At 69.3% G+C, this 26,668-nt stretch carries 23 protein-coding genes; 14 read left to right on the forward strand and 9 right to left on the reverse strand.

Going from position 1 to position 26,668, the window contains the following annotated elements:
- Positions 1 to 94: 94 nt before the first annotated feature.
- Complete coding sequence (locus ACYVKL_RS06965) at positions 95 to 967, reverse strand: alpha/beta fold hydrolase (RefSeq protein WP_379169289.1); 873 nt, start codon at positions 965 to 967, stop codon at positions 95 to 97.
- Positions 968 to 1,071: 104 nt separating this feature from the next.
- Positions 1,072 to 2,082 (reverse strand): heme o synthase, encoded by a 1,011-nt coding sequence (locus tag ACYVKL_RS06970; protein WP_379169291.1) that lies wholly within the window; start codon positions 2,080 to 2,082, stop codon positions 1,072 to 1,074.
- A gap of 371 nt (positions 2,083 to 2,453) precedes the next feature.
- Between ACYVKL_RS06970 and tkt the strand changes: the two genes are divergently transcribed.
- The 9 genes from tkt to ACYVKL_RS07015 all read left to right on the forward strand — a co-directional run bounded on the left by tkt (position 2,454) and on the right by ACYVKL_RS07015 (position 15,788).
- On the forward strand, positions 2,454 to 4,595 hold the full coding sequence (gene tkt / locus ACYVKL_RS06975) for a transketolase (RefSeq protein WP_379169293.1): 2,142 nt from the start codon (positions 2,454 to 2,456) through the stop codon (positions 4,593 to 4,595).
- A 5-nt stretch (positions 4,596 to 4,600) separates the two neighbouring features.
- Positions 4,601 to 5,731, forward strand: coding sequence for a transaldolase (gene tal / locus ACYVKL_RS06980; RefSeq protein ID WP_379169295.1), 1,131 nt, complete (start codon positions 4,601 to 4,603; stop codon positions 5,729 to 5,731).
- Between the two features lie 29 nt (positions 5,732 to 5,760).
- On the forward strand, positions 5,761 to 7,296 hold the full coding sequence (gene zwf, locus ACYVKL_RS06985) for a glucose-6-phosphate dehydrogenase (protein WP_379169857.1): 1,536 nt from the start codon (positions 5,761 to 5,763) through the stop codon (positions 7,294 to 7,296).
- On the forward strand, positions 7,293 to 8,201 hold the full coding sequence (gene opcA, locus ACYVKL_RS06990) for a glucose-6-phosphate dehydrogenase assembly protein OpcA (protein WP_213561231.1): 909 nt from the start codon (positions 7,293 to 7,295) through the stop codon (positions 8,199 to 8,201). The genes zwf and opcA overlap by 4 nt, the downstream gene beginning before the upstream one ends.
- On the forward strand, positions 8,194 to 8,931 hold the full coding sequence (gene pgl, locus ACYVKL_RS06995) for a 6-phosphogluconolactonase (RefSeq protein ID WP_357199205.1): 738 nt from the start codon (positions 8,194 to 8,196) through the stop codon (positions 8,929 to 8,931). Before opcA ends, pgl begins: the two co-directional genes overlap by 8 nt.
- 181 nt (positions 8,932 to 9,112) lie before the next feature.
- A complete protein-coding gene (locus ACYVKL_RS07000) occupies positions 9,113 to 9,907 on the forward strand; it encodes a hypothetical protein (RefSeq protein WP_379169297.1) in 795 nt (264 codons plus the stop codon).
- Positions 9,908 to 10,067: 160 nt separating this feature from the next.
- Complete coding sequence (locus tag ACYVKL_RS07005) at positions 10,068 to 12,974, forward strand: AfsR/SARP family transcriptional regulator (protein WP_379169299.1); 2,907 nt, start codon at positions 10,068 to 10,070, stop codon at positions 12,972 to 12,974.
- A 53-nt stretch (positions 12,975 to 13,027) separates the two neighbouring features.
- On the forward strand, positions 13,028 to 14,452 hold the full coding sequence (locus ACYVKL_RS07010) for an FAD-binding oxidoreductase (protein ID WP_379169301.1): 1,425 nt from the start codon (positions 13,028 to 13,030) through the stop codon (positions 14,450 to 14,452).
- 172 nt (positions 14,453 to 14,624) lie between these two features.
- Positions 14,625 to 15,788 carry a lactate 2-monooxygenase gene (locus tag ACYVKL_RS07015; RefSeq protein WP_379169303.1) on the forward strand — a complete coding sequence of 388 codons (1,164 nt, stop codon included), beginning with the start codon at positions 14,625 to 14,627 and terminating at the stop codon, positions 15,786 to 15,788.
- Between the two features lie 91 nt (positions 15,789 to 15,879).
- Here ACYVKL_RS07015 and ACYVKL_RS07020 read toward each other — a convergent pair whose 3' ends face one another.
- From ACYVKL_RS07020 to ACYVKL_RS07030, 3 genes are all read right to left on the reverse strand, one after another.
- Positions 15,880 to 17,277 carry an amidase gene (locus ACYVKL_RS07020; protein ID WP_379169305.1) on the reverse strand — a complete coding sequence of 466 codons (1,398 nt, stop codon included), beginning with the start codon at positions 17,275 to 17,277 and terminating at the stop codon, positions 15,880 to 15,882.
- A gap of 149 nt (positions 17,278 to 17,426) precedes the next feature.
- The gene (locus tag ACYVKL_RS07025; RefSeq protein WP_379169306.1) at positions 17,427 to 17,819 is read right to left on the reverse strand and encodes a PaaI family thioesterase; all 393 of its coding nucleotides are present in this window, start codon (positions 17,817 to 17,819) and stop codon (positions 17,427 to 17,429) included.
- Positions 17,820 to 17,886: 67 nt separating this feature from the next.
- Complete coding sequence (locus ACYVKL_RS07030; protein WP_379169308.1) at positions 17,887 to 18,858, reverse strand: alpha/beta fold hydrolase; 972 nt, start codon at positions 18,856 to 18,858, stop codon at positions 17,887 to 17,889.
- Between the two features lie 53 nt (positions 18,859 to 18,911).
- On the opposite strand from ACYVKL_RS07030, the gene ACYVKL_RS07035 reads away from it, so the two are divergent.
- The 3 genes from ACYVKL_RS07035 to fadD8 are packed head-to-tail and all read left to right on the forward strand — an operon-like array spanning position 18,912 to position 22,628.
- Entirely contained in the window at positions 18,912 to 19,760 is an 849-nt protein-coding gene (locus tag ACYVKL_RS07035; protein WP_379169310.1) for an SDR family NAD(P)-dependent oxidoreductase, read from the forward strand.
- Positions 19,761 to 19,803: 43 nt separating this feature from the next.
- Positions 19,804 to 20,997 (forward strand): thiolase C-terminal domain-containing protein, encoded by a 1,194-nt coding sequence (locus ACYVKL_RS07040; RefSeq protein WP_379169312.1) that lies wholly within the window; start codon positions 19,804 to 19,806, stop codon positions 20,995 to 20,997.
- 23 nt (positions 20,998 to 21,020) lie between these two features.
- Positions 21,021 to 22,628 (forward strand): fatty-acid--CoA ligase FadD8, encoded by a 1,608-nt coding sequence (fadD8, locus tag ACYVKL_RS07045; protein ID WP_379169314.1) that lies wholly within the window; start codon positions 21,021 to 21,023, stop codon positions 22,626 to 22,628.
- Between the two features lie 19 nt (positions 22,629 to 22,647).
- Here the strand turns inward: fadD8 and ACYVKL_RS07050 are convergent, their stop codons facing one another.
- Together ACYVKL_RS07050 and ACYVKL_RS07055 are read right to left on the reverse strand one after the other, a co-directional pair.
- Positions 22,648 to 23,313 (reverse strand): DUF1361 domain-containing protein, encoded by a 666-nt coding sequence (locus tag ACYVKL_RS07050; protein ID WP_379169316.1) that lies wholly within the window; start codon positions 23,311 to 23,313, stop codon positions 22,648 to 22,650.
- Positions 23,314 to 23,385: 72 nt separating this feature from the next.
- Positions 23,386 to 24,177 (reverse strand): hypothetical protein, encoded by a 792-nt coding sequence (locus ACYVKL_RS07055; protein ID WP_379169318.1) that lies wholly within the window; start codon positions 24,175 to 24,177, stop codon positions 23,386 to 23,388.
- 194 nt (positions 24,178 to 24,371) lie between these two features.
- Here ACYVKL_RS07055 and ACYVKL_RS07060 point away from each other — a divergent pair, with 194 nt between their 5' ends.
- Both ACYVKL_RS07060 and ACYVKL_RS07065 read left to right on the forward strand, forming a co-directional pair.
- Entirely contained in the window at positions 24,372 to 24,659 is a 288-nt protein-coding gene (locus tag ACYVKL_RS07060; RefSeq protein ID WP_379169320.1) for a hypothetical protein, read from the forward strand.
- Entirely contained in the window at positions 24,652 to 24,993 is a 342-nt protein-coding gene (locus ACYVKL_RS07065; RefSeq protein WP_379169322.1) for a hypothetical protein, read from the forward strand. The genes ACYVKL_RS07060 and ACYVKL_RS07065 overlap by 8 nt, the downstream gene beginning before the upstream one ends.
- 56 nt (positions 24,994 to 25,049) lie before the next feature.
- On the opposite strand, the gene secG is transcribed toward ACYVKL_RS07065, so the two are convergent.
- Together secG and ACYVKL_RS07075 are read right to left on the reverse strand one after the other, a co-directional pair.
- Entirely contained in the window at positions 25,050 to 25,283 is a 234-nt protein-coding gene (gene secG, locus ACYVKL_RS07070; protein ID WP_154789531.1) for a preprotein translocase subunit SecG, read from the reverse strand.
- Between the two features lie 577 nt (positions 25,284 to 25,860).
- Positions 25,861 to 26,574 carry a cutinase family protein gene (locus ACYVKL_RS07075; protein WP_379169324.1) on the reverse strand — a complete coding sequence of 238 codons (714 nt, stop codon included), beginning with the start codon at positions 26,572 to 26,574 and terminating at the stop codon, positions 25,861 to 25,863.
- Positions 26,575 to 26,668: the final 94 nt, after the last annotated feature.

Consider the following 26,668-nt stretch of genomic DNA (forward strand, 5'->3'; position numbering starts at 1 on the left):
GACGCTGGCCTCTCGGGTGGCGGGGCGGCGTGTTCCGCCCTCACCATCTCATCGATCGGCGCACGGCCGAATCGACACGCGCGTCAGCCGGCGCCTATCCCTGGTCTTCGTCGAGAATCTGACGAAGACGCTGTGCGAAGGGTTCCGGCTGGCCGGGGTAGCCGGAGTCGGAACCGGTGAAACCGCCGTGGTGACTGGGGAACACGACGGCAGTCGAATAGAGCAGCGCCGCGGTCGCTTCCGCGGTGCGCCCGGTGAGGACCCCGGCCGATTCCTCGCCGACACCGATGACCACGCGGGTCGGTGCGGCCCGCAGCGCGTCGATGTCGGGCGTGTACCCGGTGATGGCCCAGGAGAGGTCGGAGAGCAGCGGGTCGTCCCGGGTGCCGTCGTCCTCGGTGGGCATACCGAACAACGCCGGATCGGCCGGGGGCTGCGCGAAGAAGGCGTCGGTGAACTCGCCCTGCCAAGAGGTGTACGCGATGAAGGCGGCCATCCCCGCGAACGAGCCCTTGGCCTGGTAGGCGTCACGAACCTGGGCCTGGCCGCGGGCCGCGGCGGCGGCGTCCGGGAGGACCGACAGGATCGGGGGTTCGTGGGCCACGAGGGTAGCGACATCGCCGGGGTGGGCGGTGACCAGCGCGAGCGCGGTGACCGCGCCGCCACTGCTGGCGAACAGATCCACCGGACCGAGGCTCAGCGCGGAGATCAGCGCGTGCACGTCCTCGGCCTGGACGGTCGGGGAATTGTCGCTGCGCCCGTCCTTGCGGACGCTGCGCCCTAGACCGCGCGGGTCGTAGGTGATCACCGTGCGTTCCGGGAAATACGACGCCAATGCCGCGAAACCCTCGGCGGTCATGGGCTGGCCGATCATCAGCAGCGGCCGGTGCGAGCTCTCGGCCGGTGCGGGTCCCCGCAGGTCGTAGGCGAGGTCGACGTCGGGCAAAGCTAGAACGTGGTCGGTCATGAGGCAGCTGTTCCTCTCGGATGAGGGGGGCGGCGGGTCCGCCCTACCTCCTCATCGAACAGCGACGCGCCGAATCGACACGCATGCCCACCGAAATGTCGGGATCAGCCGAAGAGGGTGTGCCCGAGGGTGTTCAAGCCGAGGACCGAGTCGACGGCCAGGCCGCAGAAGACGACGGCGAGGTAGTTGTTGGACTGCAGGAACAGGCGCAGCGGCTTGACCGATTCACCCTTGCGGACGCCGGAGTACAGCTGGTGGGCCATGAGCAGGAACCAGGCGCCGGCGACGAGGGCGGTGGCGGCGTAGATCACACCGGCGGCGGGGACCAGGGCGAAGGTCGCCAGCACGGTCAGCCAGGTGTAGATGACGATCTGCTTGGTGACGACCTGCTCGGTGGCCACGACCGGGAGCATCGGGACGCCCGCGGCCTTGTAGTCCTCCTTGTAGCGCATCGCCAGCGCCCAGGTGTGCGGCGGCGTCCAGAAGAAGATGACCAGGAACAGCACGATCGAGGGCCAGCCGATGGTGCCGGTGGCCGCGGACCAGCCGACCAGGGCGGGCATGCAGCCGGCCGCGCCGCCCCACACCACGTTCTGGGAGGTGCGGCGCTTGAGGCCGAGGGTGTAGACGAAGACGTAGAACAGGATGGTCGCCACGACCAGCGCGCCGGAGAGCAGATTGGCCTGCCACCACAGCCAGGCGAAGGACGCCAGTCCGAGGGTGACGCCGAAGACGAAGGCGTTGCGGGTGGGCACGGCCTCGCGGGCGAGCGGACGCTTGGAGGTCCGCTTCATCACCTTGTCGATGTCGGCGTCGGCGACACAGTTGAGGGTGTTGGCGCTGGCCGCACCCATCCAACCACCGAACAGGGTGACCAGGATGAGCCGGATCTCGACCTCGCCGCGGCTGGCCAGCAGCATGGTGGGAATCGTTGCGACGAGCAGCAATTCGATGACCCGGGGCTTGGTGAGCGCGATGTAGGCGAGGACCCGCCTGGTCGCCGCCGCCAACGGGCCACTGCCCGTGACACGGTCGGCGAGCACCGCCCCGGAGGAGCCGTGAGCGCCACCCGGCTGTTGCCCAATCCCCACTGTTTCTCCTCGCACGCCGTGCATTATCCGATCCGGTCTGGAATCCGCGGCGCGCGATCCAAACCCGATCCGGTGCGATATCCGGACACGGTGCGGCGCGGCCACTACTACACAGCATGGTAGACCCACGCCGACCATGCTCCCGACCAGGTCCACCTCGACGCGCACCGAGACCGGTTCGCGACGTGTACATCGGCCAGTCACGAACAGGTCCGCGAAACGCCACGAAGCAACGACACGGCGGACGGTGATTGTGGGTTCGGGTATGAGCACGAAACGCCGCCCTTTAGGGTGGTTGTAGATCGGTGCGGCCGCGTCGCACCCGGATCGAACGCAGCGACTCCCCCGCAGCCCACAACCGCATCATTGACGAGAACGTCAGGAGAACCTCGGTCGTGTCAGTCACAGACGACATCCGCGCGCTCACTCAGCCGAACCACCCCACCGACTGGACCGATCTGGACACCAGGGCCGTCGACACGGCCCGGATCCTCGCCGCCGATGCGGTCCAGAACACCGGCAACGGCCACCCGGGCACCGCGATGAGCCTGGCCCCGTTGGCGTACACCCTGTTCCAGCGCGTGATGCGGCTGGATCCGGCCGATCCGGCGTGGGTGGGTCGCGACCGTTTCGTGCTGTCCTGCGGCCACTCCAGCCTGACCCTGTACGTACAGCTGTACCTGGCGGGCATGGGCCTCGAGCTGACCGACCTCGAGCACCTGCGCAAGTGGGGTTCGCTGACTCCGGGCCACCCGGAGTACCGCCACACCGACCACGTCGAGATCACCACCGGCCCGCTGGGTCAGGGCCTGGCCTCCGCGGTCGGCATGTCGATGGCGTCGCGGCGTGAGCGCGGCCTGTTCGATCCCGAAGCGGCACAGGGCAAGAGTGCGTTCGATCACTTCATCTATGTCATCGCCTCCGACGGTGACATGGAGGAGGGCGTCACCTCCGAGGCGTCCTCGCTGGCGGGCACCCAGCAGCTGGGCAACCTGATCGTCTTCTACGACGACAACAAGATCTCCATCGAGGACGACACCCGCATCGCCTTCACCGAGGACACCGCGGCGCGCTACGAGGCCTACGGCTGGCACGTGCAGACCGTCGAGGGCGGCGAGGACGTCACCGGCATCGAGGCCGCCGTCGCCGCCGCGCAGGCCGTGACCGACAAGCCGTCGATCATCCTGCTGCGCACCATCATCGGCTACCCGGCCCCCACCAAGATGAACACCGGCTCCTCGCACGGCGCCGCGCTGGGCGTCGACGAGGTCGCGGCCACCAAGAAGATCCTGGGCTTCGACCCGGACAAGAGCTTCGACGTGGACGCCGCCGTGATCGCGCACTCGCGCGCCAATGTCGCCGACCGCGCCAAGGCCACCCGGGCCGCCTGGCAGGAGCAGTTCGAGGCGTGGGCCACGGCCAACCCGGAGAACAAGGCGCTGTTCGACCGGCTGCAGGAGCGCGCGCTGCCCGCCGGCTGGACCGAGACCCTGCCGATCCACGAGGCCGGCAAGGCGATGGCGACCCGCAAGGCGTCCGGTGCGGTGCTGGCCGCGCTGGCCCCGGTGCTGCCGGAGCTGTGGGGCGGTTCGGCCGACCTCGCGGAGTCGAACAACACCACCATGCCGGGTGCGGCGTCCTTCGGCCCGGAGTCCATCTCCACCGGCGCTTGGAAGGCCAACCCCTACGGCCGGACCCTCCACTTCGGTGTGCGTGAGCACGCGATGGGCTCGATCCTCAACGGCATCGCGCTGCACGGCCCGACCCGCCCCTACGGCGGCACCTTCCTGGTGTTCTCCGACTACATGCGTCCCGCGGTGCGCCTGGGCGCGCTGATGCGCACCCCGGTCACCTACGTGTGGACCCACGACTCCATCGGTCTGGGCGAGGACGGCCCCACCCACCAGCCGATCGAGCATCTGGCCGCGCTGCGCGCGATCCCGGGCCTGAACGTGGTCCGCCCCGGTGACGCCAACGAGACCACCTACGCCTGGCGCACCATCCTGGAACGGGACAGCGCCGAACGGCATTCGCACTTCCTGGTCTCCGACGCCCCGCACCAGGACGGCCCGTCCGCGCTGGCGCTGACCCGTCAGGATCTGCCGATCCAGGAGGGCACCAGCTACGAGGGCGTCCGCAAGGGCGGTTACATCCTGGCCGAATCCTCCACCGGCACACCGCAGGTAATCCTGATCGCCACCGGTTCGGAACTGCAGCTCGCGGTCGACGCGCGCGCTACGCTCGAGGCACAGGGCATCGGCACCCGCGTGGTGTCCATGCCGTGTGTGGAGTGGTTCGACGCGCAGGAACAGTCCTACCGCGACAAGGTGCTGCCGCCGTCGGTGCGGGCCCGCGTCACGGTCGAGGCCGGCATCGCGATGCCGTGGCACCGTTTCACCGGTGACGCCGGTGAGAACGTGTCCATCGAGCACTTCGGTGCCTCGGCCGATTTCAAGACGCTGTTCCGCGAGTTCGGCATCACCACCGACGCCGTCGTCGCCGCTGCCACCCGCTCGCTTGCCAAGGTGAAGGGATAGTTGTCATGACCCAGAACACGAACACCGCGGCCCTGTCGGCCGCCGGGGTTTCGGTGTGGCTGGACGATCTGTCGCGTGACCGCATCAAGTCCGGAAACCTCCAGGGCCTGATCGACTCCCGCAATGTCGTCGGCGTCACCACCAACCCGACCATCTTCCAGGGCGCGCTGTCCTCGGGCCACGCCTACGACGAGCAGGTCGACGAGCTCGCCGCGCGCGGCGCGGACGTCGACTCGGCCATCCGCACCATCACCACCGATGACGTGCGCGCGGCCTGCGACATCTTCGCCGACGTCTTCGCCGCCTCGAAGGGCGTCGACGGCCGGGTCTCCATCGAGGTCGACCCGCGCCTGGCCTTCGACACCGACGGCACGGTGGCCCAGGCCATCGAGCTGTGGAAGATCGTGGACCGCCCGAACCTGCTGATCAAGATCCCGGCGACCGAGGCGGGCCTGCCCGCCATCACCCGGGTGATCTCCGAGGGCATCAGCGTGAACGTGACGCTGATCTTCTCGGTGCAGCGCTACATCGCGGTGATGGGCGCCTACCTCGACGGTTTGCGCAACGCCAACACCGCCGGGCACGACCTCGCCAAGATCCATTCCGTCGCTTCGTTCTTCGTGTCCCGCGTGGACTCCGAGATCGACAAGCGGCTCGAGGCCATCGGAACCGACGCGGCGCTCGCGCTGCGCGGCAAGGCCGGAATCGCCAACGCGCGCTTGGCCTATGCCGCCTACCGCGACGTGTTCGACGGCGGCGCCCACACCGACGTCTACGCCAAGCTGTCCTCGGCGGGCGGCAACAAGCAGCGCGCGCTGTGGGCCTCGACCGGTGTGAAGAACCCGGAATACCCCGACACCATGTACATCACGCAGCTGGTGGGCCCGGACACGGTCAACACGCTGCCGGAGAAGACCCTCGAGGCCTTCGCCGATCACGGTGTGCTGGAAGGTAATCGCCTCGACGGCCTGGCCGCCGACGCGCAGCAGGTGTTCGACCAGCTGGTCGCTGTCGGGATCGACCTCGACGAGGTCTTCGGGGTGCTCGAGACCGAGGGCGTCGACAAGTTCGTCACCTCCTGGCAGGACCTGCTCGTCGCCACCACCGAAAAGCTGCAGGTCGCAGGGGGCAACTGACCGTGACTCGCGCGGCGACGACGGTCGCGATGCCGAACCCGCTGCGCGATGATCGCGACAGCCGGGTGCCCCGCATCGCCGGACCGTGCAACGTGGTGATATTCGGCGTTACCGGTGATCTGTCGCGGCGCAAGGTGCTGCCGGCCATCTACGATCTGGCGAACCGGGGGCTGCTGCCCCCGGGCTTCTCGCTGATCGGCTTCGCGCGCCGGGACTGGACTGATGAGGACTTCGCGAACCTGGTTCACGAGTCGGTGTCCTCCTCGGCGCGCACTCCCTTCCGGGAGGAGGTGTGGCAGCAGCTGAAGGAGGGTCTGCGTTTCGTTCGCGGCACGTTCGAGGACGACGCGGCCTTCCACAAGCTGGCCACCACCCTCAAGGATCTGGACCGGGATCGCGGGACGGGCGGCAATACCGCCTTCTACCTGTCGATTCCGCCCAGCGACTTCCCCATCGTGCTGGAGCAGCTGTCCAAGAACGGGCTCGCCAAGCCGACCGATTCCCCTGCGGGGCAACCGGATCCGTGGCGGCGAGTGGTGATCGAGAAGCCGTTCGGGCACGACCTGAACAGCGCGCAGGAACTCAACGCGCTGGTCAACACGGTGTTCCCGGAGCGGTCGGTGTTCCGCATCGACCACTACCTGGGCAAGGAGACGGTGCAGAACATTCTGGCGCTGCGCTTCGCCAACCAGCTGTGGGATCCCATCTGGAACGCCAACTATGTCGACCACGTGCAGATCACCATGGCCGAGGACATCGGATTGGGCGGGCGCGCGGGCTATTACGACGGGATCGGCGCAGCCCGCGACGTCATCCAGAACCACCTGTTGCAGCTGCTGGCGTTGACCGCCATGGAAGAGCCGGTGAGCTTCCAGCCCAAGCAGTTGCAGATCGAGAAGATCAAGGTGCTCTCGGCGACCAAACTCGTTGCGCCCCTGGACGAGACGACCGCGCGCGGGCAGTACACGGCGGGCTGGCAGGGCAGTGAGCCGGTGGTGGGCCTGTTGCAGGAGGAGGGTTTCGACCCCAACTCCCGCACCGAGACCTACGCCGCCATCACCCTGTCGGTCGCGACCCGCCGCTGGGCGGGCGTGCCGTTCTACCTGCGCACCGGAAAACGCCTGGGCCGCCGCGTCACCGAGATCGCGGTGGTGTTCAAGCGGGCCCCGCACCTGCCGTTCGACCAGACCATGACCGAGGAACTCGGGCAGAACGCGCTGGTCATCCGGGTGCAGCCGGACGAGGGCATCACCATGCGATTCGGGTCCAAGGTGCCCGGGTCGTCGATGGAGGTGCGCGACGTGAACATGGACTTCAGCTACGGCGAGGCCTTCACCGAGGACTCCCCCGAGGCCTACGAGCGGCTCATCCTGGATGTGCTGCTCGGGGTGCCGTCGCTGTTCCCGGTCAACGAGGAGGTCGAATTGTCTTGGCGCATCCTCGATCCCGCGCTGGCGCACTGGGCCGAGACCGGTAAGCCCGATCCGTACGAGGCCGGCGGCTGGGGTCCGGAATCCGCCGACGAGATGCTCGCGCGCAGCGGGCGGGAATGGCGGCGACCGTGATCATCGACATGCCCGACACCGACACCCGCGAGGTGTCGAAACGTCTTGTGCAGCTGCGGGAATCCAATGGCGTGGTCACCATGGGCCGGGTGCTCACCCTGGTGGTGTGCACGCTCGACAGCTCCGAGGCCGAGGACGCCATCGACGCCGCCAACGACGCCAGCCGCGAGCACCCCTGCCGGGTGATCGTGCTGGCGCGCGGTGACCGCATGGCCGAGACCCGGCTGGACGCCCAGATCCGCGTCGGCGGCGACGCGGGGGCGGCCGAGGTGATCGTGCTGCGGTTGCAGGGCGATCTGGTGCCGCACGAGGCCAGCGTGGTGATCCCGTTCCTGCTGCCCGACACCCCCGTGGTGGCGTGGTGGCCGCGGGGCGCGCCGGAGTTCCCGTCGAAGGATTCGGTGGGCCGGCTGGCCACGCGCCGCATCACCGACGCCACCTTCGCGGCCGATCCGCAGGCCACCATCAAGGGCCGTCGCCACTCGTATGCGACCGGTGACACCGATCTGGCGTGGAGCCGGGTCACCTACTGGCGGGCGCTGCTGGCGGCGGCGCTCGATGAGGCCCCGTTCGAAACCGTTGAGTCGGTGACGATTTCGGGTCTGAAGGAAGAACCGGCGCTGGACATGCTGGCCGGGTGGCTGGCCGCGCGCCTGGACTGCCCGGTGGTGCGGCGCACCGGCGAGCTGAAGGTGGAGATGCACCGTCCGACGGTGTCGATCGCCATCTCCCGCCCGCAGCACGGCCGCACCGCGACCCTGTCCCGCACCGGCGAACCCGACCAGCGTTTCGCGCTGGCGCGGCGCGAGACCAAGGACTGCCTGGCCGAGGAGCTGCGTCATCTCGACGCCGACGACATCTACGCCGAGGCCCTCACCGGAATCGAAAGGGTGACCTATGAGTAAGCCCGCCGTCACGGAAACCTTCAGCACCGTCGATGATCTGGTGGCCGCCGCGGCCGCCCGTTTCGTCGCCGAGGTGGTGGAGGCCCAGCGCCTGCGCGGCTCCGCCTCGGTGGTCCTGACCGGCGGCGGCACCGGCATCGCCCTGCTGGAACTGGTGCGCAAGGCGCCCGGCGACATCGACTGGGGCAAGCTCGACGTCTTCTGGGGCGACGAGCGTTTCGTGCCCACCGGCGACCCGGAGCGCAACGAACTGCAGGCCCGCCACGCCCTGCTCGACCACGTCCCGGTCGACCCGGCCCGCGTGCACCCGACCGAGACCTCCAGCGGCGACTACCCGGACCCGCTGGAAGCCGCCGGCGAGTACGCGGCCACCGTGCACGCCCACCTGGCCGAGCACGGCGCGTTCGATCTGCACCTGCTCGGCATGGGCGGGGAAGGCCACATCAACTCGCTGTTCCCGCACACCGACGCCACCCGCGAGGAACACGAACTGGTTGTCGCCGAAACCAATTCGCCCAAGCCGCCCGCGGTCCGGGTCACCCTGACGCTGCCCGCGATCCGCAAGTCGCGCCACGTCATGCTGATCGTCTCCGGCGAGGCCAAGGCCGCCGCGGTGGCCGCCGCCCTCAACGGCGCGTCCCCGCTCGACATTCCGGCGGCCGGTGCGATCGGCACCGAGTCCACCACCTGGCTGCTGGACGAGTCGGCCGCGGCGGACCTGCCGCGCTAGCTCACCGCCGAACGGCGGGCCGGATCGCGCGATCCGGCCCGCCGTTCGGCGTTCCCGGACCCGGGCACCGAACTGTGTCCCCTCCCCGCGTAAACGCGTAGTCGACTACTCGCGATTAGCTGGTAGGACGCGCTTAGCGTCGACCACACGTCGAAGGGTTCGGCGCACGGAGGGGAAGACCATGATCGACATCATCACCTTGCGCGGCACCGGGGAGCAGCGCAATTCGGATGGGACACCGGCGGGGATGCTGCACGATGTTGCCAAACTGCTGGACACCGACAAATTCAGCACCTTCGAGCCGGATTGGCCGGCGTCGATCGGGCCGGTCCCGAGCGAGTGGGGCCCGTCGCTGAACACCTCGGTGCGGCTGGGCGTCGCCGCCGGCGTCAAGGCGATCCAGGATTCACCGAATGTGTGCGGTCTGCTCAGCTATTCGCTGGGCGGGATCGTGGCGAGCACGATTCTGCAGGGCGTGCGAGCGGGCATCTACACCAATGTCGACGGCTCCCCGCTGGAGATCGCGTTCGTGGTGAACATCGCGAACCCCATGCGGCGGGCCGGACAATCGGTCGAAAACCTCTGCCCGGCAACGACATACGGCCTGCACGGCCAGCGCGGCGCCTGGCCCGCGGGAATCCACGTCCGGGAATACGCCAATCCCGGCGACATCATCACCTCCTCCCCCGGCGACTCGCCGCTGCGCGGCATCGACACCGCGATCTCACCGTTCTCCCTGGTCGAGGGCGCCCGGATCGGAAACCTGACCCAGTTCGTCTTCAACGAGCTGCTGGATTTCCTGATGCAGAACCCGGTGGCGAACCTGGACCGGTACGAGGCCGCGGTGCGCGGGATGATCGGCTACCTGACGCCGTGGCCCGACGGCCAGCACGTGCTGTACTCCGGCCACAACATGCCGGGCACCAACGTGTTGTGGACGACCCACGCGGCGGACTACCTCAACGCGAATTTCTGAACCGGCGACGCGCTGAGGCGCGTCCCGGATACCCGCGCAGGGCGGATTCGGACAGCCGGGTCCGCCCTGTGCATGCGACCGCACGGACATCCCCGCCGATGCACCGTGCCGTTCGCTGGCCACGATAGATTGCTGGATGAGAGCTGTAGTGAGGTGACTTGTGCGTGAAACCGGGAACGACGGTGCGCGACCGCAGGTGCGATTGAAGGTGCTGGGCGGGCTCGCGGCCACCGTCGAGGGACGGCCGGTCGATCTGGGCGGATTGCGGCAGCGGAGTTTGCTGGCTGCACTGGTGGCGGCCTTCCCGCGCGAGGTGTCGGCGGATCGGCTGCTCGAACAGGTGTGGCACGACGCCGCGGAACCATCGGTGAGCTCACTGCAATTCGGGGTCTCGAAGCTGCGCGACCGGCTCGAGCCCGACCGCCGGCGCGGCGCGGCGAGCGTGATCGTCCGTAAGGGCGCTCGCTACCAGCTGGATCTGCCCGCGAACGCGATCGACGCGCACCGCTTCGCCGCACAGCTCGAGATCGCCGAATCCGCCTGCGCGGCGGGCGATTCCGAGGCCGGACTGAGCGCTTACGAGGCGGCGCTGGCCGAATGGCGGGGCGCGCCGTACGCGGATGTGGCCGACGCCGATTTCGTACGGCCGGAGATCGCACGGCTCACCGCGCTCGAACTGCGGGCGCGGAAAGCGCTGGTGGAGTTGCGACTCGGCGCGGGCTGCGTCGAGGCCGCCCTCGCCGACGCCGACGCCCTGATATCGGCGCATCCACTCGACGAACGGGTGTGGGAGCTGGCGGCATTGGCCCGCTACCGCGCCGGGCAGCAGTCCGAGGCCCTCGCCGCGCTGCGCGACATCCGCCGCCTGCTCGACACCGAACTCGGCCTCGAACCGGGCGTCCGGTTGCGAGAACTGGAAACCGCGATCCTGCGCCACGACGAGAGTCTGCTGCGCGGACCCGCCACCCTCGCCGCCGTCATCGCCCCCGCGAGCGCACCCGTCTGCCCGATGCCGGTACCCCGCACCCAATTCATCGGCCGCGCAACCGAACTCGACGATGTCGCGGACGCCCTGCACACCGCCCGCCTGGTGACCCTGGTCGGCACCGGCGGAGTCGGCAAGACCAGGCTGGCCGTCGAAGCCTGCCGCCGACTGCCCCGAGCGCGCACGGAAGCGGAGCCGGGGCAGTGGTGGGTGGATCTGGCGCCGGTCGAATCCGATGCTCTGGTCGCCGCCACGGTGGCCGCCGCCCTGCAGGTCCGGGGCGCGAGCACACCGGATCGGCTCGCCGACATCGTCGCCACGCGGGAATGCCTACTGCTGCTCGACAATTGCGAGCACGTCCTGGACGGGGTGGCCGATGTCGCACACACCCTGCTGGCTCGCTGCCCCGGGGTCCGCATTCTCGCGACCAGCCGTGAGCCGCTCGCCGTCGACGGCGAACGAGTCCTCGAGATCCCGCCCCTGGACGAGGCCACTGCCATCGACCTGTTCGCGGCGCGCGCCGCGGGTGTGATCGAGGGATGGGCGCTCGACGACCGGGTGCGGGAACCGGTGCGGCGGATCTGCGCCGATCTCGACGGCATTCCGCTCGCGGTGGAGTTGGCCGCCGCGCAATTGCGGATGCTGTCCGAACAGCAGATCGCCGACGGCTTGGCGGACCGGTTCACCCTGCTCGCCGGAGGTGCGCGCACCGCGCCGCCCAGGCAGCGCCGCCTGGCCGACACCATCGACTGGAGTTACCGCCTGCTCGACCCCGACGAGGCGCGGCTGCTGCGCGATATCGCGGTCTTCGCCGGCAGTTTCGACATCGACGCCGCGGCCGCGGTGCATGGGGCGGCCACGCCGATGGCGGTCCTGCAACCGTTGACCGGACTGGTTCGGCGCTCACTGCTGCGGGTGCAACCCGCCTCGTCGCCGCGTCGCTATCGGATGTTGCAGAGCATTCGCGAATTCGCGCTCGCCCATTGTGAATCCGACGAGCTGGAGCGGGTGCGGGCGGCCCACCGGCGCTGTGTGCTGGAGCGGTCGCGGGCCGTGGCGGACCAGCTGCGCGATGCCCGGTCGGCACAGCTGATGGACGCGCTCAGCGCCGATGTCGCCGAGCACCGCAGTGCCATCGTGTCCGCCTTCGGGGCCGGTGAGCCCGAATATGTGCTGCGGCTGGCGGCGGCCCTGCACTGGTTCTGGTACCGGCGCGGGCTCATCGAGGAGGGCATCGCGGCCATCACCGGTGCGCTCGCGGTGACCGAACCACCCTGGCACGGCGTCGACGCCGCGACGTTGTCGCACGCCCTGGGCGGGCTCGGCGGCCTGCACTACCTCTCCGGCGATCCTCGGCGGGGCGCGGCGGCGACCGGGCGGGCGACGCAGGTGGCCGGCGAGGCCGGCGATCTGGACACGGCCGCGTGGATGCGGTCGTGGACCACCTATATGGGCGCGATGGTCGACCCCGCGCCCGAGGCGGTCGCCGCCGCCGCGTCCGCGGTCGCCGGGGCCCGCCTCGACGGGCGTCCGTGGCAGCTGGCCGAGGCGCTGATGATCGAGGGCATGATCCTGCGTTTCGCGAACCGGCCCGACGCGGCACGGGCCGCGCTGCGTGAGGCGGTCGCGGTCGCCGAACGCTGCGGGCACCGCTGGTCGGGTGCGTCCGCGTCGTGGACGTTGGCCCGCTGTGCCCTGGAGGCCGGCGAGGACGCCGAGGCTCGGACGGCGTTGCGCACCATGCAGACCGCGCTGGAGCGGGACGGGGACGTCACCTCGTGGCTGGTGATGGTGCAGTCGGCTGCGGCGCTCGCCGCCCACAGCGGCCGGGCCGCCGACGGCGCCCGCCTGCTCGGGGCGGTGCGGGCATTGGGTGGCCGGATCGGGTTCCTGCCGGAGGTGATGGATCCGGTGGACGCGGCCCGCGAGGCCGCGGCGGTCCGGTCGGCGCTGCCCGCAACGGAATTCGAGGCCGGTCTCACCGCCGGGGCGAGTATGACGCGCGCCGAGGTCAACGACCTGGTGAGCGCGATCGGCGCCGAGCCCGCGAGCGGTGCTGGGCGCGAGCTAAGTTCGCGCTAAGCGCGCCACGGTTTGCTCGACGGCGAACAGCACCACCAACTGTCAGGAGCCACATGTCCAGCGTCTTCGATCCGACCGCACCGGCCGACGTCGACCCGCACCCCCTACCGGCCGCCGACGTCGCCGAGCGGCTGCGCGCGGCGGTCGCCGGGGCCGTCCACACACCGGGCGAGGACGGGTATCGGCGCTCAGCAGCCGGATTCAATGCCGCGACCGAGCATCGGGCCGCGGCCATCGTGGCGGCCAGCAGCGCCGCCGACGTCGCGGCCGCGGTGCGCGCCGCCGTCCAGTCCGGCTACACCGTTGCCGTGCAGGCCACCGGGCACGGGGCGGCCGACTCGCCCAGCGACAGCATTCTCATCGACACCTCGGGGCTCGACGAGGTCTCGATCGACCATGAGCACCGGACGGCCACGGTTGGCGCGGGCACCCGCTGGCAGCAGGTGCTGGACGCGGCCGCCCCCTTCGGGCTGGCGGGACTGGCCGGATCCGCGCCGGCGGTCGGGGTCATCGGATACACCCTGGGCGGTGGGCTCGGCCCCATCGCGCGCACTCACGGTTTCGCCGCCGACCACGTGACCGCGATGGAGGTGGTCACCGCCGACGCCACGCTGCGGCGGGTCACCCCCGACAGCGAACCCGAGCTGTTCCGGGCCCTGCTCGGCGGCGGCGCGGCCCTCGGCATCGTCACGCAGATGACGTTCCGGCTCTTCCCGATCGCCACCCTGTACGCCGGTGGGCTCACCTACCGCATCGAGGACGCGCCGAGCGTGCTGCGGGCCTGGCGGAACTGGGTGGCGACCGCGCCGGAGAGCGTCTCGAGTTCGGTGGCGATCCTGAATCTGCCGCCGCTGCCCGAGATTCCGGAACCGCTGCGCGGCGCCACGGTACTGCACCTGCGCTACGCCCATGTCGGCGATCCCGCCGACGGCGCGGCACTGCTCGCGCCGCTGCGGCCGTTGGCGGTTCCGCTGCTGGATACCGTCGCCGAAATGCCGTACGCGGCACTGGCTTCCATCCACAACGATCCGGTCGATCCGATGCCGGCGCGCGATCGCGGGACGCTGCTGCGCGAACTGCCGGACGCGGCCATCGACGCGCTGATCGCGGCCGCGGCCCGGCAGCCGATCGGTATGGCCGAGATCCGGGCGCTGGGCGGCGCGCTCGCGCGAGAACCACTGTCCCTCAACACGATCGCCGGACGCCACGCGCCGTTCCAGCTCTTCGCGGTCGGCGTGCTGGCCCCGCCGATCGCCGCGGTGGTCCCCGCTGTCCTCGATGGCGTGGCCGCGGCTCTGGCCCCCTGGAGCCTCAACGCTGCCACGCCGAACTTCGGCCTGTACGCGCACGACGGGTCCGCCGACACCCTGGCCGCCTGGACCGAGCCGCAGCGCGAACGGCTGGTCGCCGCCCGCCGACGCTACGACCCGACCGGCGTGTTCGCCCCGGCCGCGCGCTGGAACATGCCCGAAAACTGATCTCCGGTTCCGCATCGCCGCCATCGGGACCTGCCACCGGTCGAGAGACCACGCGGGGTGCGACAGGTCCCCATGCGAACAGCCCGGCTTCCGATACTTACCGATCGGTAAGGTCTGCTGGCAGAATGACGGGGCGCTCCAGCAGCGGGTGCGGGAACAAGGAGGTTGGCGCGTGGCATTCGGTGATTTTCAGAACGAGATCTACTTCAACGGGTTGCGCGGGGTGGTGCCGACGCTGCCGGTGAGCTTCGCGGAGCTGGCCGAGCGGGCCCAGGCCGCGCTGCCGCCGTCGGTGTGGTCATATGTGGCGGGCGGGGCGGGCGATGAGCGCACGCAGAACGCGAATGTGGCGGCGTTCGATGGGTGGGGGCTGATTCCGCGCATGTTCGTCGGCGCCAAGGAGCGCGACCTGTCGGTGGAGCTCTTCGGAAGCACCTGGAACGCACCGATCTTCATGGCTCCGGTAGGCGTCATCGGACTGTGCGCGCAGGACGGGCACGGCGATCTGGCGACCGCGAAGGCCGCGGCGCGCACCGGCGTGCCGATGGTGGCCTCCACCCTGACTGTCGATCCGATGGAGGACGTCGCCGCCGAATTCGGCGACACCCCGGGCTTTTTCCAGCTCTACACCCCGACCGACCGTGATCTGGCGGCCAGCCTCGTCGAGCGCGCCGAGCGGGCCGGGTTCAAGGGCATCGTGGTCACCCTCGACACCTGGGTCACCGGCTGGCGGCCGCGGGATCTGTCCACCGGGAACTTCCCGCAGCTGCGCGGGCACTGCCTGGCCAACTACTTCACCGATCCGGTGTTCCGGGCGAGTCTGGCCAAGTCCCCCGAGGAGGATCCGCAGACGGCGATCCTGCGCTGGATCCAGGTCTTCGGCAACCCGCTCACCTGGGCCGACCTGCCGTGGCTGCGGTCGCTGACCAAGCTGCCGCTGATCGTGAAGGGCATCGGCCACCCCGACGACGCGCGACGCGCCAAGGATCTGGGCGTGGACGGCATCTACTGCTCGAATCACGGTGGCCGCCAGGCCAACGGCGGGCTGCCGGCGCTGGACATGCTGCCGGACGTAGTGGCCGCCGCGGACGGGCTGCCCGTGCTGTTCGACTCCGGGGTGCGCTCGGGCGCGGACATCATCAAGGCGCTCGCCCTGGGCGCGTCCGCCGTCGGGATCGGCCGCCCCTACGCCTACGGCCTGTCCCTGGGCGGTGCGGACGGCATCGTGCACGTGCTGCGCACCCTGCTCGCGGAAGCCGATCTGATCATGGCGGTGGACGGCTACCCGACGCTGAAGGATCTGACCCCCGACGCGCTGCGGCGCGTCTCGGTCTAGAACGCTGCCGAACGGGCGGCGGTCCGTGGCCACCACCGTTCGGCGGTGGCCGCACCGGCTCAGCCGAAGAACATCTCCTGAACCCGCCGCCTCACTGCTGGATGCGACGGAAGGGCCGGGCCGCCTCGAGGGTGTAGGCGAGTTCGAGCAGGGTGCGTTCGTCGCCGTGCGCGGCGGAGAACATCATGCCGATCGGGAGGCCGTCGGCGGACGCGCCCATGGGGAGCGAAAGGGCCGGTGCGCCGGTCACATTCGCCAGCGGGGTGTAGGTGACGTAGTTCAGCAGGCGATCGAAGACCTCGTCGAAGGGCTGGTCGGGGCTGAGGTAGCCGAGGGGCGGGGTGAGGCTCGCCAGGACCGGGGACACCACCAGCTCGATGTCGCGGAAGGACGCCGCGTAGGCGTGGCGGAGACGGGAGAGCCGGTACAGGACCGCCGGTGAGCGCAGGGCGGTGCCGCGGAACCGATCGGCCAGGCCACGGGTGAACGGGTCCAGACGGGCGGGGTCGAAAGTGCGGTCGAGGGTGAATTTGCCGGTGCGGCCCAGCAGGTACGCCAGCATCGCCCAGTAGGTGGCGAAGTCGTCGGCGAAGCCGCGGTCCACCGGGTATGCGATGGGGCGCACCTCGTGGCCGAGACTCTCCAGCAGTGCGACGGTGTCGTCGTGGACGGCCCGGACCTGCGGGTCGAGGGGGGCTCCGGTGATGGGCTCGGTGAGCACGCCGATCCGCAGGCGGCGTTGCGCGGGCCCCTCGACCAGGCCGACCGGCGGCAGCGCCGGGTTGCGCCAGAAGCGTTCGGCGGCAGCGAAATACGTGGCGCTGTCGCGGACCGTGCGGGTGAGCACGCCCTCCGAGACCAGGTTGATGGGCATGGAGCGGGCCTGCGGGCCGTCGATGTGGCGGCCGCGGGTCGGCTTCAACCCGACCAGTCCGCAACAGGCGGCGGGGATGCGGATCGAGCCGCCGCCGTCGTTGCCGTGCGCGATCGGGACCACGCCCGCGGCGACCATGGCGGCGGAACCGCCCGAGGAGGCTCCCGAGGAAAACCCGGTGGACCACGGGTTGTGCGTCGGTGCGGCATCGGCGAATTCGGTGGTGGCGTTGAGCCCGAACTCCGGCAGTGTGGTCTTGCCGAGCACGGTCATACCGGTGCTGAGGAACTGTTTCGTGAAGGGGCCGTGCGCTTTCGCGGCCTGAGCCCGCCACGCGGCGCTGCCGTGCTGGGTGGGCAGCCCGGCCACATCGGTGTTGTCCTTGACGTAGGTGGGCACGCCGTAGAGCAGCGCATCGCGGTCGGCCGACACCAGCGGCGTATCCATGTCCACCACGAGCGCGTTCAGCTCCGGATTCACCCGTGTCGCCCGCTCGCGGGCCGCCTTGGCGACCTCCGCGGCGCTGAGTTCACCGCGCCGGATCAGCTCGGCGATCGCGACCCCGTCGTGCTCGCCGAGCGCGTCGTCGGTGAAGGCGTGAACTCGCACTGCCATGAACGGGCCTCCTCGTCGATACTCGCGCACCCGACCGTACCCCGTAACTGGACGCACGAACAGAAGGATGGGTGACTCGGCCAGAACTGCCGGGCCACCAACCGAATTCGATGACGGGGCCCTCGCCTCATCATCGCGCCGGCCCGCCGCTATGCGTCAGTTCTGGCCGGGAAGACCGCGAAGGTGCCGAGCGCCTTGGCGACGAGCCGGCCCTCGTTCCGGATTTCCGACTCGAGGGCGATGACGCGCTTGCCCCGGTTGATCACCCGGGACTCGCACTCGACCACGCCGCCGCGCACCGCGGCGAGGTAGACGATCTTCACCTCGATGGTGGCACAGGATTCGCCTGCGCCGAGAACGCAGTAGACCGCCGCACCCATGCCCTGGTCTGCCATCGAATACATCGCCCCGCCGTGCATCACCCGATGGGGATTGAGGTGTTGGGGCGCGACCGTGAGCCGGCACACGCTGCGCGCACCGTCGCGGTCGAACTCGACCATGTCCAGACCGATGAGCGCGCCGAAGCCACCATCGAGATTCACCGAAGATTCCACAAGGCGGACAGCTTAACGACACCCGGGCGAGCCCCGCTGGTCGGCCAACGCGCGGCTACCGGGCGAGGTCGAGGCTCTTCAACGCCTCGATCAGGAATCCGTTGACGGCGTCGGGGCGTTCGAGCTGGACGAGGTGGCCCGCGCCCGGGACGTCGACGACCTCGCGGAGGTCAGTGACGTTGGCGCGCAGGGTGGCCAGGGGGTCGCGCCCGCTGAAGCCCTCCATGTCGGGGTCGTTCTCGCCGTAGAGGAAGTAGGTGGGGACCTCCACCTTGGCGTCGGCGTAGGCCTCGGTCAGTTCCCAGTTGCGGTCGAGGTTGCGGTACCAGTTGAGGCCGCCGGTGAAGCCGGTGCGCTCGAAATCGGCGACCAGGGTGTCGAATTCGGCTTGGGTGAGCCACGGCCAGGGCAGGGCGGGGGCCTGCGGGAGGACGTCGAGGTAGCCGAGACCGGGCGGGTTCTTCCACGTGTCGAGGTAGTGATAGTCGCCGGAGAGGGAGTAGTAGACGCGGGCCAGGAAGGAGCGGGGGTCGGCGGCGAGTTCGGCGTCGGCGACGCCGGGGGTCTGGAAGTAGGACAGGTGCAGGAAGTGGCGTTCGGCCGCCTTGGTCCAGAACGCCGACGGCGGGCGCGGGGGCCGGGGGGCGAACGGGTTGTTCAGGACCACGACGCCGGCGACCCGTTCGGGGGCGCGCAGGCTCAGTTCCCACACCAGCTGGGCGCCGAAGTCGAGGCCGACGAAGACGGCGCGCTCGGCGCCGATGTCGTCGAGCAGGGCCAGCAGGTCGCCGATGACGGCGGCGTTGGTGTAGGCCTCCGGGTCGGCGGGCGCCTCGGTGCGGCCGTATCCGCGCAGGTCGGGTGCCAGGGCCCGGTAGCCCGCCGCGGCGACCGCGTCGAGCTGGTGGTGCCACATGTACCAGGTGTGCGGGAACCCGTGACAGAAGACAACCGGGAAGCCCTCGCCCTGGTCCGCGACGTGCATCCGGACCTCTCCGGTGTCGATCGTCCGATGCGTCAGTTCCACTCCGCCTCCAATTTCTAGAACACGTTCCTATTTCAAGGTAATGTCCAGAGGTCGTGAGCGAAATACCCAAGATTCTCGCCGGAAAGGTCGCGGTCGTGACCGGGGCCAGCCGGGGCATCGGCAAGGGCATCGCCCTGGAGCTGGGCGCGGCCGGGGCGACCGTGTACGTCACCGGGCGCACCGTCACGCCCGGGCACCTACCGGGCACCGTGGCCGGCACCGCCGCCGAGATCGACGCCCTGGGCGGAACCGGGGTGCCGGTGGTCTGCGATCACCGCGACGACGCCGCCGTGGAGAAACTCTTCACGCAGATCCGCGACGAACAGGGCCGGCTGGACGTGCTGGTCAACAACGTCTACAACTCCCCCGGCTCCGCACGCTGGATCGGACGCAAGTTCTGGGAGGTGCCGCCGAAAGCCTGGGACGAGGGCTTCGACATCGGCGTCCGATCCCATTACGTGGCCAGCGTTTTCGCCGCGCCCCTGCTCATCGAATCGCGCGGCCTGATCGTGAGCGTCTCCTCCCCCGGCGCGGTCCGCCACATGCACAACGCGGTCTACGGCGTCGGCAAGACCGCCGTTGACCGGCTCACCGCCGACATGGCCCACGACCTCGAGGGCACCGGCACGACTGCCGTCTCGATCTGGCCCGGCATCGTCAATACCGAACTGCTGCAAATGGTTCCGGCCGACGCCCAGGGCCGCCGCCTGGTCACCCTGCCCGGTGAGGGCACCTTCGACCTGGATCAGGCCGAGACCCCGCACTTCGCCGGCCGCGCCGTCACCGCGCTGGCCGCCGACCCGGATCGCCTGGCGCGCACCGGAAAAGCCTGGAAGGTCGCCGACCTCGCCGAGGCGTACGGCTTCACCGACCTCGACGGCCGCATCCCGCGCGCCGACTAGAACTCTCGAATTACGTTCCCGAAGAACAGGAGTGGACAATCCAATGCGACGCGTTTTCGTCGTCGGCGTGAACATGACGCCGTTCGTCAAGATCGGTTCCCGCGAGTGGACCTACCCGCAGATGGTCGCCGAGGCCGTGAACGGCGCGCTGAAGGACGCGGGCGTCACCTATGACCAGGTGCAGCGCGCCGCGGTCGGTTACGTCTTCCAGCCCTCGGCCGCCGGCCAGCGGGCGCTCTACGACATCGGCCTGACCGGCATCCCGGTCGTCAACGTGAACAACAACTGCGCGACCGGCTCCACCGCGCTGATGTTCGCCCGCGAGTGGGTCGCGGCCGGCATCACCGATGTCGCCCTGGCCGTCGGCTTCGAGCAGATGACCAAGGAGGCCATGGCGGGCCCGGCCACCAAGCCGAAGGTCACCACGGTCGACCACCACCTGAAGGTGAACAAGGAGCACTTCGAGTTCTCCGCCGCGCCGATCACCACCCAGTTCTTCGGCAATGCCGCCATCGAGCACATGAAGCGCTACGGCACCACCCCCGAGCAGCTGGCCGCGGTCGCGGTGAAGAACCACCAGCACTCGACCAACAACCCGCTCGCGCAGTTCCAGGACGCGTACACCCTCGAGCAGGTGCTCGGTGACAAGCCGGTGCACGGCCCGCTGACCCGTTCGCAGTGCTCGCCGATGTCCGACGGCGCTGCCGCCGCGGTCGTGGTGAGCGAGGAGTTCGTCAAGGCCAACGGTCTCGAGGACCAGGCCATCGAGATCCTGGCCCAGGAGCTGGCCACCGACGACGGCACCTCCTTCTCCACCGGGTCGATGATCGACGTGGTCGGCGCGCCCATGACCCGCGCCGCGTCCTCGAAGGTGTTCTCGCGCGCCGGGATCACCGTCGACGACGTCGACGTGATCGAGCTGCACGACTGCTTCTCCATCAACGAGCTCATCACCTACGAGGCGCTGGGCCTGTGCGGCGAGGGCGAGTCCGGAGCCCTCGTCGAGTCCGGTGCGACCACCTATGGTGGCCAGTGGGTCGTCAACCCGTCCGGTGGCCTGATCTCCAAGGGCCACCCGCTCGGCGCGACCGGTCTGGCGCAGTGCACCGAATTGAGCTGGCAGCTGCGCGGACTCGCGGGCGACCGTCAGGTCGCGGGCGCGCGCACCGCGCTGGCGCACAATCTGGGCTTGGGCGGCGCGGTCGTCGTCACCCTGTACTCGGCCTACACCGCGTGACCATCGGATGAATTGAGAACCCCATGAGTGCAATCGATCCCGACACCATGCTGCGGCTGCCCGTGCACAACGGGCACGCCCTGGTGGCCGGGCTGAAGCGGCATCGCAACCGTCCGGTGCTCACCCTCGGCGACCACATCCTCACCGGCGGTGAGGTGCTCGACGGTATGAGCCGCTACATCGACGCCTTCGCCGAGCACGGCGTCACCACCGGCACCCCGGTCGGTGTACTCGCCCTGAACCGGCCCGAGGTGCTGTTCACCATCGGCGCGGGTCAGATCGTGGGTTCGCGGCGCACCGCGCTGCACCCCATCGGCGGCCTGGACGATCACGCGTATGTGCTTGCCGACGCGGGCATCTCGACGCTGATCCTGGACCCGGTCCCGGCGTTCGTGCAGCGCGCCCGCGAACTGGTCGACATGGTGCCGACGCTGACCAAGATCCTGGTGCTGGGCCCGGTGCCCGAGCAGCTGGCCGACGTCGGCGTGGACATCCTGGCCGCCGCGGACAAGTACGAGCCGCGTGCGGTCGAGGCGACCGAACTGCTGCCCTCGGACGTGATCTCGATCAGCTACACCGGCGGCACCACCGGCAAGCCCAAGGGTGTCATCGGCACGGCGCTGACGATGAACACCATGACGCAGATCCAGCTCTCCGAGTGGGAATGGCCCAAGCAGCCGAAATTCCTGATCTGCACCCCGCTCTCGCACGCGGGCGCGGCGTTCTTCCTGCCGGTCGTGCTGCTGGGCGGGCAGTGCGTGGTGCTGCCGCGTTTCGACGCGGGCGAGGTGCTGCGCGCGATCGAGGAGCACAAGATCTCGGCGACCATGCTGGTGCCGTCGATGCTCTACGCGCTGCTCGATCACCCCGACTCCAAGACCCGGGACCTGTCCTCGCTCGAGACCGTGTACTACGGGGCTTCGGCGATCGACCCGAATCGGTTGCAGGAGGCCATCGATCGGTTCGGGCCGATCTTCGCCCAGTACTTCGGGCAGTCCGAAGCGCCGATGGCGATCAGCTACCTGGGCAAGGAAGAGCACGACAAGGCGCGGCTCACCTCGTGCGGCCGGCCCTCCACCGCGGTGCGCGTGGCGCTGCTCGACGGTGAGGACAAGCAGGTTCCGCAGGGCGAGGTCGGCGAGATCTGTGTCTCCGGGCCGCTGCTCGCGGGCGGGTACCTGAACCTGCCCGAGGTCACCGCGGACACCTTCAAGAACGGGTGGCTGCGCACCGGTGACCTGGCGCGTCAGGACGAGGACGGGTTCCTGTTCATCGTCGGGCGTTCCAAGGACATGGTGGTCACCGGCGGGTTCAACGTGTTCCCCCGCGAGGTGGAAGACGTTGTCTCCGAACACCCGCTGGTGCACGAGGTCGCGGTTGTCGGTGTGGCGGATGCGCAGTGGGGCGAGGCGGTGACCGCGGTGCTGGTGCTCGATCCCGCCACCGCCGCCGATCCTGCCGCCGTCGAGACCGTCACCGCCGAGATCCAGGCCGCGGTCAAGCAGCGCAAGGGTTCGGTGCAGGTGCCCAAGCACGTGCTGGTGATCGAGAAGCTGCCGCTGACCGGTCTCGGCAAGCCCGACAAGAAGGCCATCCGGGTCCTCGCGGCGGAGCGCCTCGGAATCTCCTGATCACCCCGTGGGCGCTCGGCTACGCGAACTTGCGGGTTCGCAACAGCCGGGCGCCCCGGCGGGCGCTGTCCACGCCCGCCTCCACCACGGCGCGGGTCACGAAGTGGCCCAGGGCCGTTGCCACGAACACCGCCGCGATGAGCACCGGCGCCCAGTTCCAGCTCAAAGCCAGCATCATGCGGTCGAAGGTGCCGCGCGGTTGCACCACCGGCTCCCACGAGTTCAACCGCACCCAGCGGCCCAGGAAAACGCCTACAGCGCACAGCAAATGGACCGCGAGGGTCACCGGGGTCCGCCACGCCGCCAGTCCCCGCGCCTCCAGGAAGCGGCCGAGTTCGGCCAGCACCAGGTAGTAGGCGACGAATCCGGACACGATGAACACCCCGTACACCGGCAGGATCGTGGTCACCACAGGGCCGTTGCCCGCGGCGCGGATGTCATCGCGCAGATGCACCAGATCCGTCACCACATAGGGCGCGTTGGGCAGAAACAGCAGCAACAGGACCACACCACCCCACCAGACCGGTGAAATCGGTAGTCGCCGTTCGTCTTCGCGCGCATTGCGGAACACCAGCAGCGCCAACGCCACCGGGATCCACGCCAGCACGGAGTTCCACACCATCCAGAACAGATTGCGGTCCAGCACCCCCGCGAGGCTCGGCGCGACCGTTTTCACCGGGTCCATTTGTTCATGATGCCCTTTGCGGCGCGCCACGTCCCGCGTGTCGACGACACCGGTTCGGCAACACGGCGGCCATCACCGGACTTTGATCGCGATCTCCTCGAGGTATTTGATGATGAGCTTCGTCATCGGGCGCCACGAGTCTTCGGCGACCTCGCGCAGCGCGGACGACTCGAAGGCCTTCAGCCCGGTCGAGCCCACCTCACGCTCGATCGCGTTCCACAGCGGAAGGCATTCGGAGGCATCCACGAGTTCGGGGGCGGCGTCGAGGAAGGACGCTGGGCGGCTGCGGTCACCCAATTGGTCGAAGATGCCGGCCGTGCCCCGCGCGCAGCCCTGGACTTGTGAGAATCGATTGACGAATCCCATACCGATTCTCTTCATGCCGGTCTTCACCAGTGCGTCGGCCAGCACGGTCATGCTGCTGCTCGAATAGTCCACGGCTATCTTCACACTCGCCCCGCCCGTGACATGAACATAGCCGTGGGGAGCTACCAGAACCGAGCCGTCGAGATCGGGTGCGGTGCTCACGAGATGGGCTGTCAGGCCGGTGATCCCGTCGGGACCTGTGATCGCAGGCGAAAACGCTTGCAGCGCAGGACTCCCGACGGCTGGTGAAATTCGCAGTACGCCTTCGGAAATGTTCGCGATGACCGAGGTGCGCCGCGCGGGATTCACGGTCGGGTCGCCGCCGCAGATCTGGTAGTAGTCCTCCCATCCGGGATCGACCTTGATCACCCGCGTCCACGGGCACGGCACACCTTCCTCGCCGGGCAGAGGACCCGCGCGCGCGGTCACCGGTACGAGTGTCACGGCACCGAACGCGGCGATGCCGATCATGACAGCGGAGGCGGATCTGCGCACCATCGGAAGCTCCTTATGCGGCCTGTAGATGATCATCGCCGTGCAGGAGGACGCGGTAACGAGTAGCCGACTACCCGCCCCGGGTCGGGCTCGATACGCAGGTCCGGCAACACGCCCGCGATCGACGCGCCCGGGTTCGGCTCGAAACTTTTGTCGACAGGTGGCGACCAGCTGTTTTACGATCGTATTATGCGGCCGTGGGATATGAGATTCCCGAGTGGGCGCTCGACGTCGCGGCCCGGTTCGGTATCGCGCCGGAGGAGGTCCTGCGGGTTCTGACCGGACCCGGGCGGCGCTGGCCGCGACCGGTGCGCGGGACGGGCGGACTACCCGCCCTCATGATCATCGGCCGCACCGGCGCCGGGCAGCCGCTCGCGGTGGTGGTGCGTCCGCTGTCGCAGTGGGACCAGCAGGTCGTCGGCGTCCGGCCGGTGACCGGACGGCTTCTCGCCCAGTTCGAACAATGGGAGGCGGACCATGAGTGACCATCCGGACCAGGGGTACCCGAACACAGCCGCCGAGGCGCGCGATTTCCTCGACAGCCTCACCTTCGACGAGGACGCCCCCGAACCCGACCTGCCCGGCCCCGACACCCCCGTCACGGTGCTGCGCACGGTCCGGCTCCCCTACGCCATGGATCAACGCATCCGCGCCGAAGCCGACCACCGCGGCGTGAGCATGTCCGACCTCATCCGCGACTTCCTCACCATCGAACTGTCCGCTCTCGACGACGACACCCCCATCAGCCGCGCCGACGCCCGCCGCGCCCTCTCCGCCGCCCTCGCGAATCTCTCACCGGCGCACCACCCGCCACGGTGACGACAAATCGCCCGGGCACCTGATGGGTGCCCGGGCGACTACGGAAGCTTATGGACCTAGGAGAACTTGATTTCGAGGCCGATCCCGAGGATGGAGATCAGCCAGATGACGCCGAGGAAGATGGTGATGCGGTCGAGATTCTTCTCGACGACAGTGGAGCCCGACAGGCTCGACTGCACTCCACCACCGAAGAGGCTGGACAGACCTCCGCCCTTGGCGCGGTGCAACAGCACCAGCAGCACCAGCAGCACGCTGGTGATAACTAGGAGGATATCCAGGAACATCCGCATTCCACGGAGTATAGGGGGTCACCAGGGGTGCTCTTACCAACCCCCCTGGTGAGGGGCACGCTCTTCGAGTGCGCCGCAGCCCGTCTCGGACTGCCCCACGATGTCCCGCAACGAAGTGGCACGAAATCTGACACTGCCTGCCTCGCAATGTCCGCGCTCTCCCGATGCAGAACAAGATCATTTACTGCGCCGACAGGTCGACACCGACCAGATCCACACCGCCATCCAGCAACTACACAGCAATGCAGCCCCAGCCTCGAAGGCGCGAAGTCCATCCCCACCCCAGTGACCATCGACCTCGGCACCGCCATCCCCACCGACGGCGCGAAACTCGGCGCCAACGACTCCCCCCCTGCGAACGCGCCGGCGGCCTGGAACTCAGCGGAAGAGTCTCCGGACTCCTCCACGCCGGGGCCCGCAGCCGTTCTCTGCACTTGGCAAGCAGCTCCACCAGATCGGTCGCAGCGCCCCCCGACGCAAAGGACGACCCCATGCCCGATGCGGCATCCACCCATCACATACTCACGACCCATGGACGGCCCTCGGCAGCCGCCGGGCCGGACTGCAGAAGGGGACGTTACGAGTGGAGCTGCTCGCGGACGAATGCCGCCGCCTGGTCCCGGTAGTCGTTGACGAAGTATGCGAAATGCCCCGGACTCAAGGCATTTCCGAACCCGGCGGCCGGATCGCCTCCCTGACAGACGCGGTCGGCGGCATCGCAGTATGAGCGCACACGGTCGGTGAATTCGCCGAGGGCGCTGACGGGCAGCGCGGCGAAGCCCGACAAGGCGGGATTGTAGTTGCCGCGGTCGAAGGGGTCGGCGCCGTTGAACAGCGGACTGCCGAACACGGCGATCGCGTCGATCTGCGCGGCGGCCTGGTCGGTCAACGCGGTTCGCGTGCGAAGCGTGTTGCCGATGACGCGGCTGCCCTGTGAGTAGCCGAGGAGGACGAGCTGCTGATTCGGGCATCCGGCCGCGGCCTCGTTCACCAGTGCCGTCAGGTTCTCCACTCCACGCCCGGGGCTGTCCGGGGCCGTCGAGGCGGGATACTCGAGTTCGGTCACTGTGGTACTGCGGCCGGATTCCTGGGCGATCCGCTTCGCCAGCGGGGTCAGCAGCAGGCTGCCGGTCTGCGGTTCCAGCGTGCCACGCACGGTGACGACGCGGACCTCCGCGCAGCCGCTGGTACTGGGAGAGGGCTCAGCGGACGCGATCGGGAGAACCGGCAACGCGAGTGCCGCGGCGACGGTCGCGGTCGAGCACAGCAGGATTCGAGATCGCTCACGCATGCGCCCAATGTATTGGGGCCAGCGGCTACAGCGCCAGCTATTGCGCGCCAGTTGGGAAAACGGCCCGACTGTCACCCGCTGACCGGCGAGATCC

This window comes from Nocardia tengchongensis, assembly GCF_054781395.1.

Coding starts and splice junctions, on each gene's coding strand:
- ACYVKL_RS06965 (WP_379169289.1), bottom strand. CDS start 967: ATGACCGACCACGTTCTAGCTTTGCCCGACGTCGACCTCGCCTACGAC.
- ACYVKL_RS06970 (WP_379169291.1), bottom strand. CDS start 2,082: ATGCACGGCGTGCGAGGAGAAACAGTGGGGATTGGGCAACAGCCGGGT.
- tal (WP_379169295.1), top strand. CDS start 4,601: ATGACCCAGAACACGAACACCGCGGCCCTGTCGGCCGCCGGGGTTTCG.
- zwf (WP_379169857.1), top strand. CDS start 5,761: ATGCCGAACCCGCTGCGCGATGATCGCGACAGCCGGGTGCCCCGCATC.
- pgl (WP_357199205.1), top strand. CDS start 8,194: ATGAGTAAGCCCGCCGTCACGGAAACCTTCAGCACCGTCGATGATCTG.
- ACYVKL_RS07000 (WP_379169297.1), top strand. CDS start 9,113: ATGATCGACATCATCACCTTGCGCGGCACCGGGGAGCAGCGCAATTCG.
- ACYVKL_RS07010 (WP_379169301.1), top strand. CDS start 13,028: ATGTCCAGCGTCTTCGATCCGACCGCACCGGCCGACGTCGACCCGCAC.
- ACYVKL_RS07020 (WP_379169305.1), bottom strand. CDS start 17,277: ATGGCAGTGCGAGTTCACGCCTTCACCGACGACGCGCTCGGCGAGCAC.
- ACYVKL_RS07040 (WP_379169312.1), top strand. CDS start 19,804: ATGCGACGCGTTTTCGTCGTCGGCGTGAACATGACGCCGTTCGTCAAG.
- fadD8 (WP_379169314.1), top strand. CDS start 21,021: ATGAGTGCAATCGATCCCGACACCATGCTGCGGCTGCCCGTGCACAAC.
- ACYVKL_RS07050 (WP_379169316.1), bottom strand. CDS start 23,313: ATGGACCCGGTGAAAACGGTCGCGCCGAGCCTCGCGGGGGTGCTGGAC.
- ACYVKL_RS07055 (WP_379169318.1), bottom strand. CDS start 24,177: ATGGTGCGCAGATCCGCCTCCGCTGTCATGATCGGCATCGCCGCGTTC.
- ACYVKL_RS07065 (WP_379169322.1), top strand. CDS start 24,652: ATGAGTGACCATCCGGACCAGGGGTACCCGAACACAGCCGCCGAGGCG.
- secG (WP_154789531.1), bottom strand. CDS start 25,283: ATGCGGATGTTCCTGGATATCCTCCTAGTTATCACCAGCGTGCTGCTG.
- ACYVKL_RS07075 (WP_379169324.1), bottom strand. CDS start 26,574: ATGCGTGAGCGATCTCGAATCCTGCTGTGCTCGACCGCGACCGTCGCC.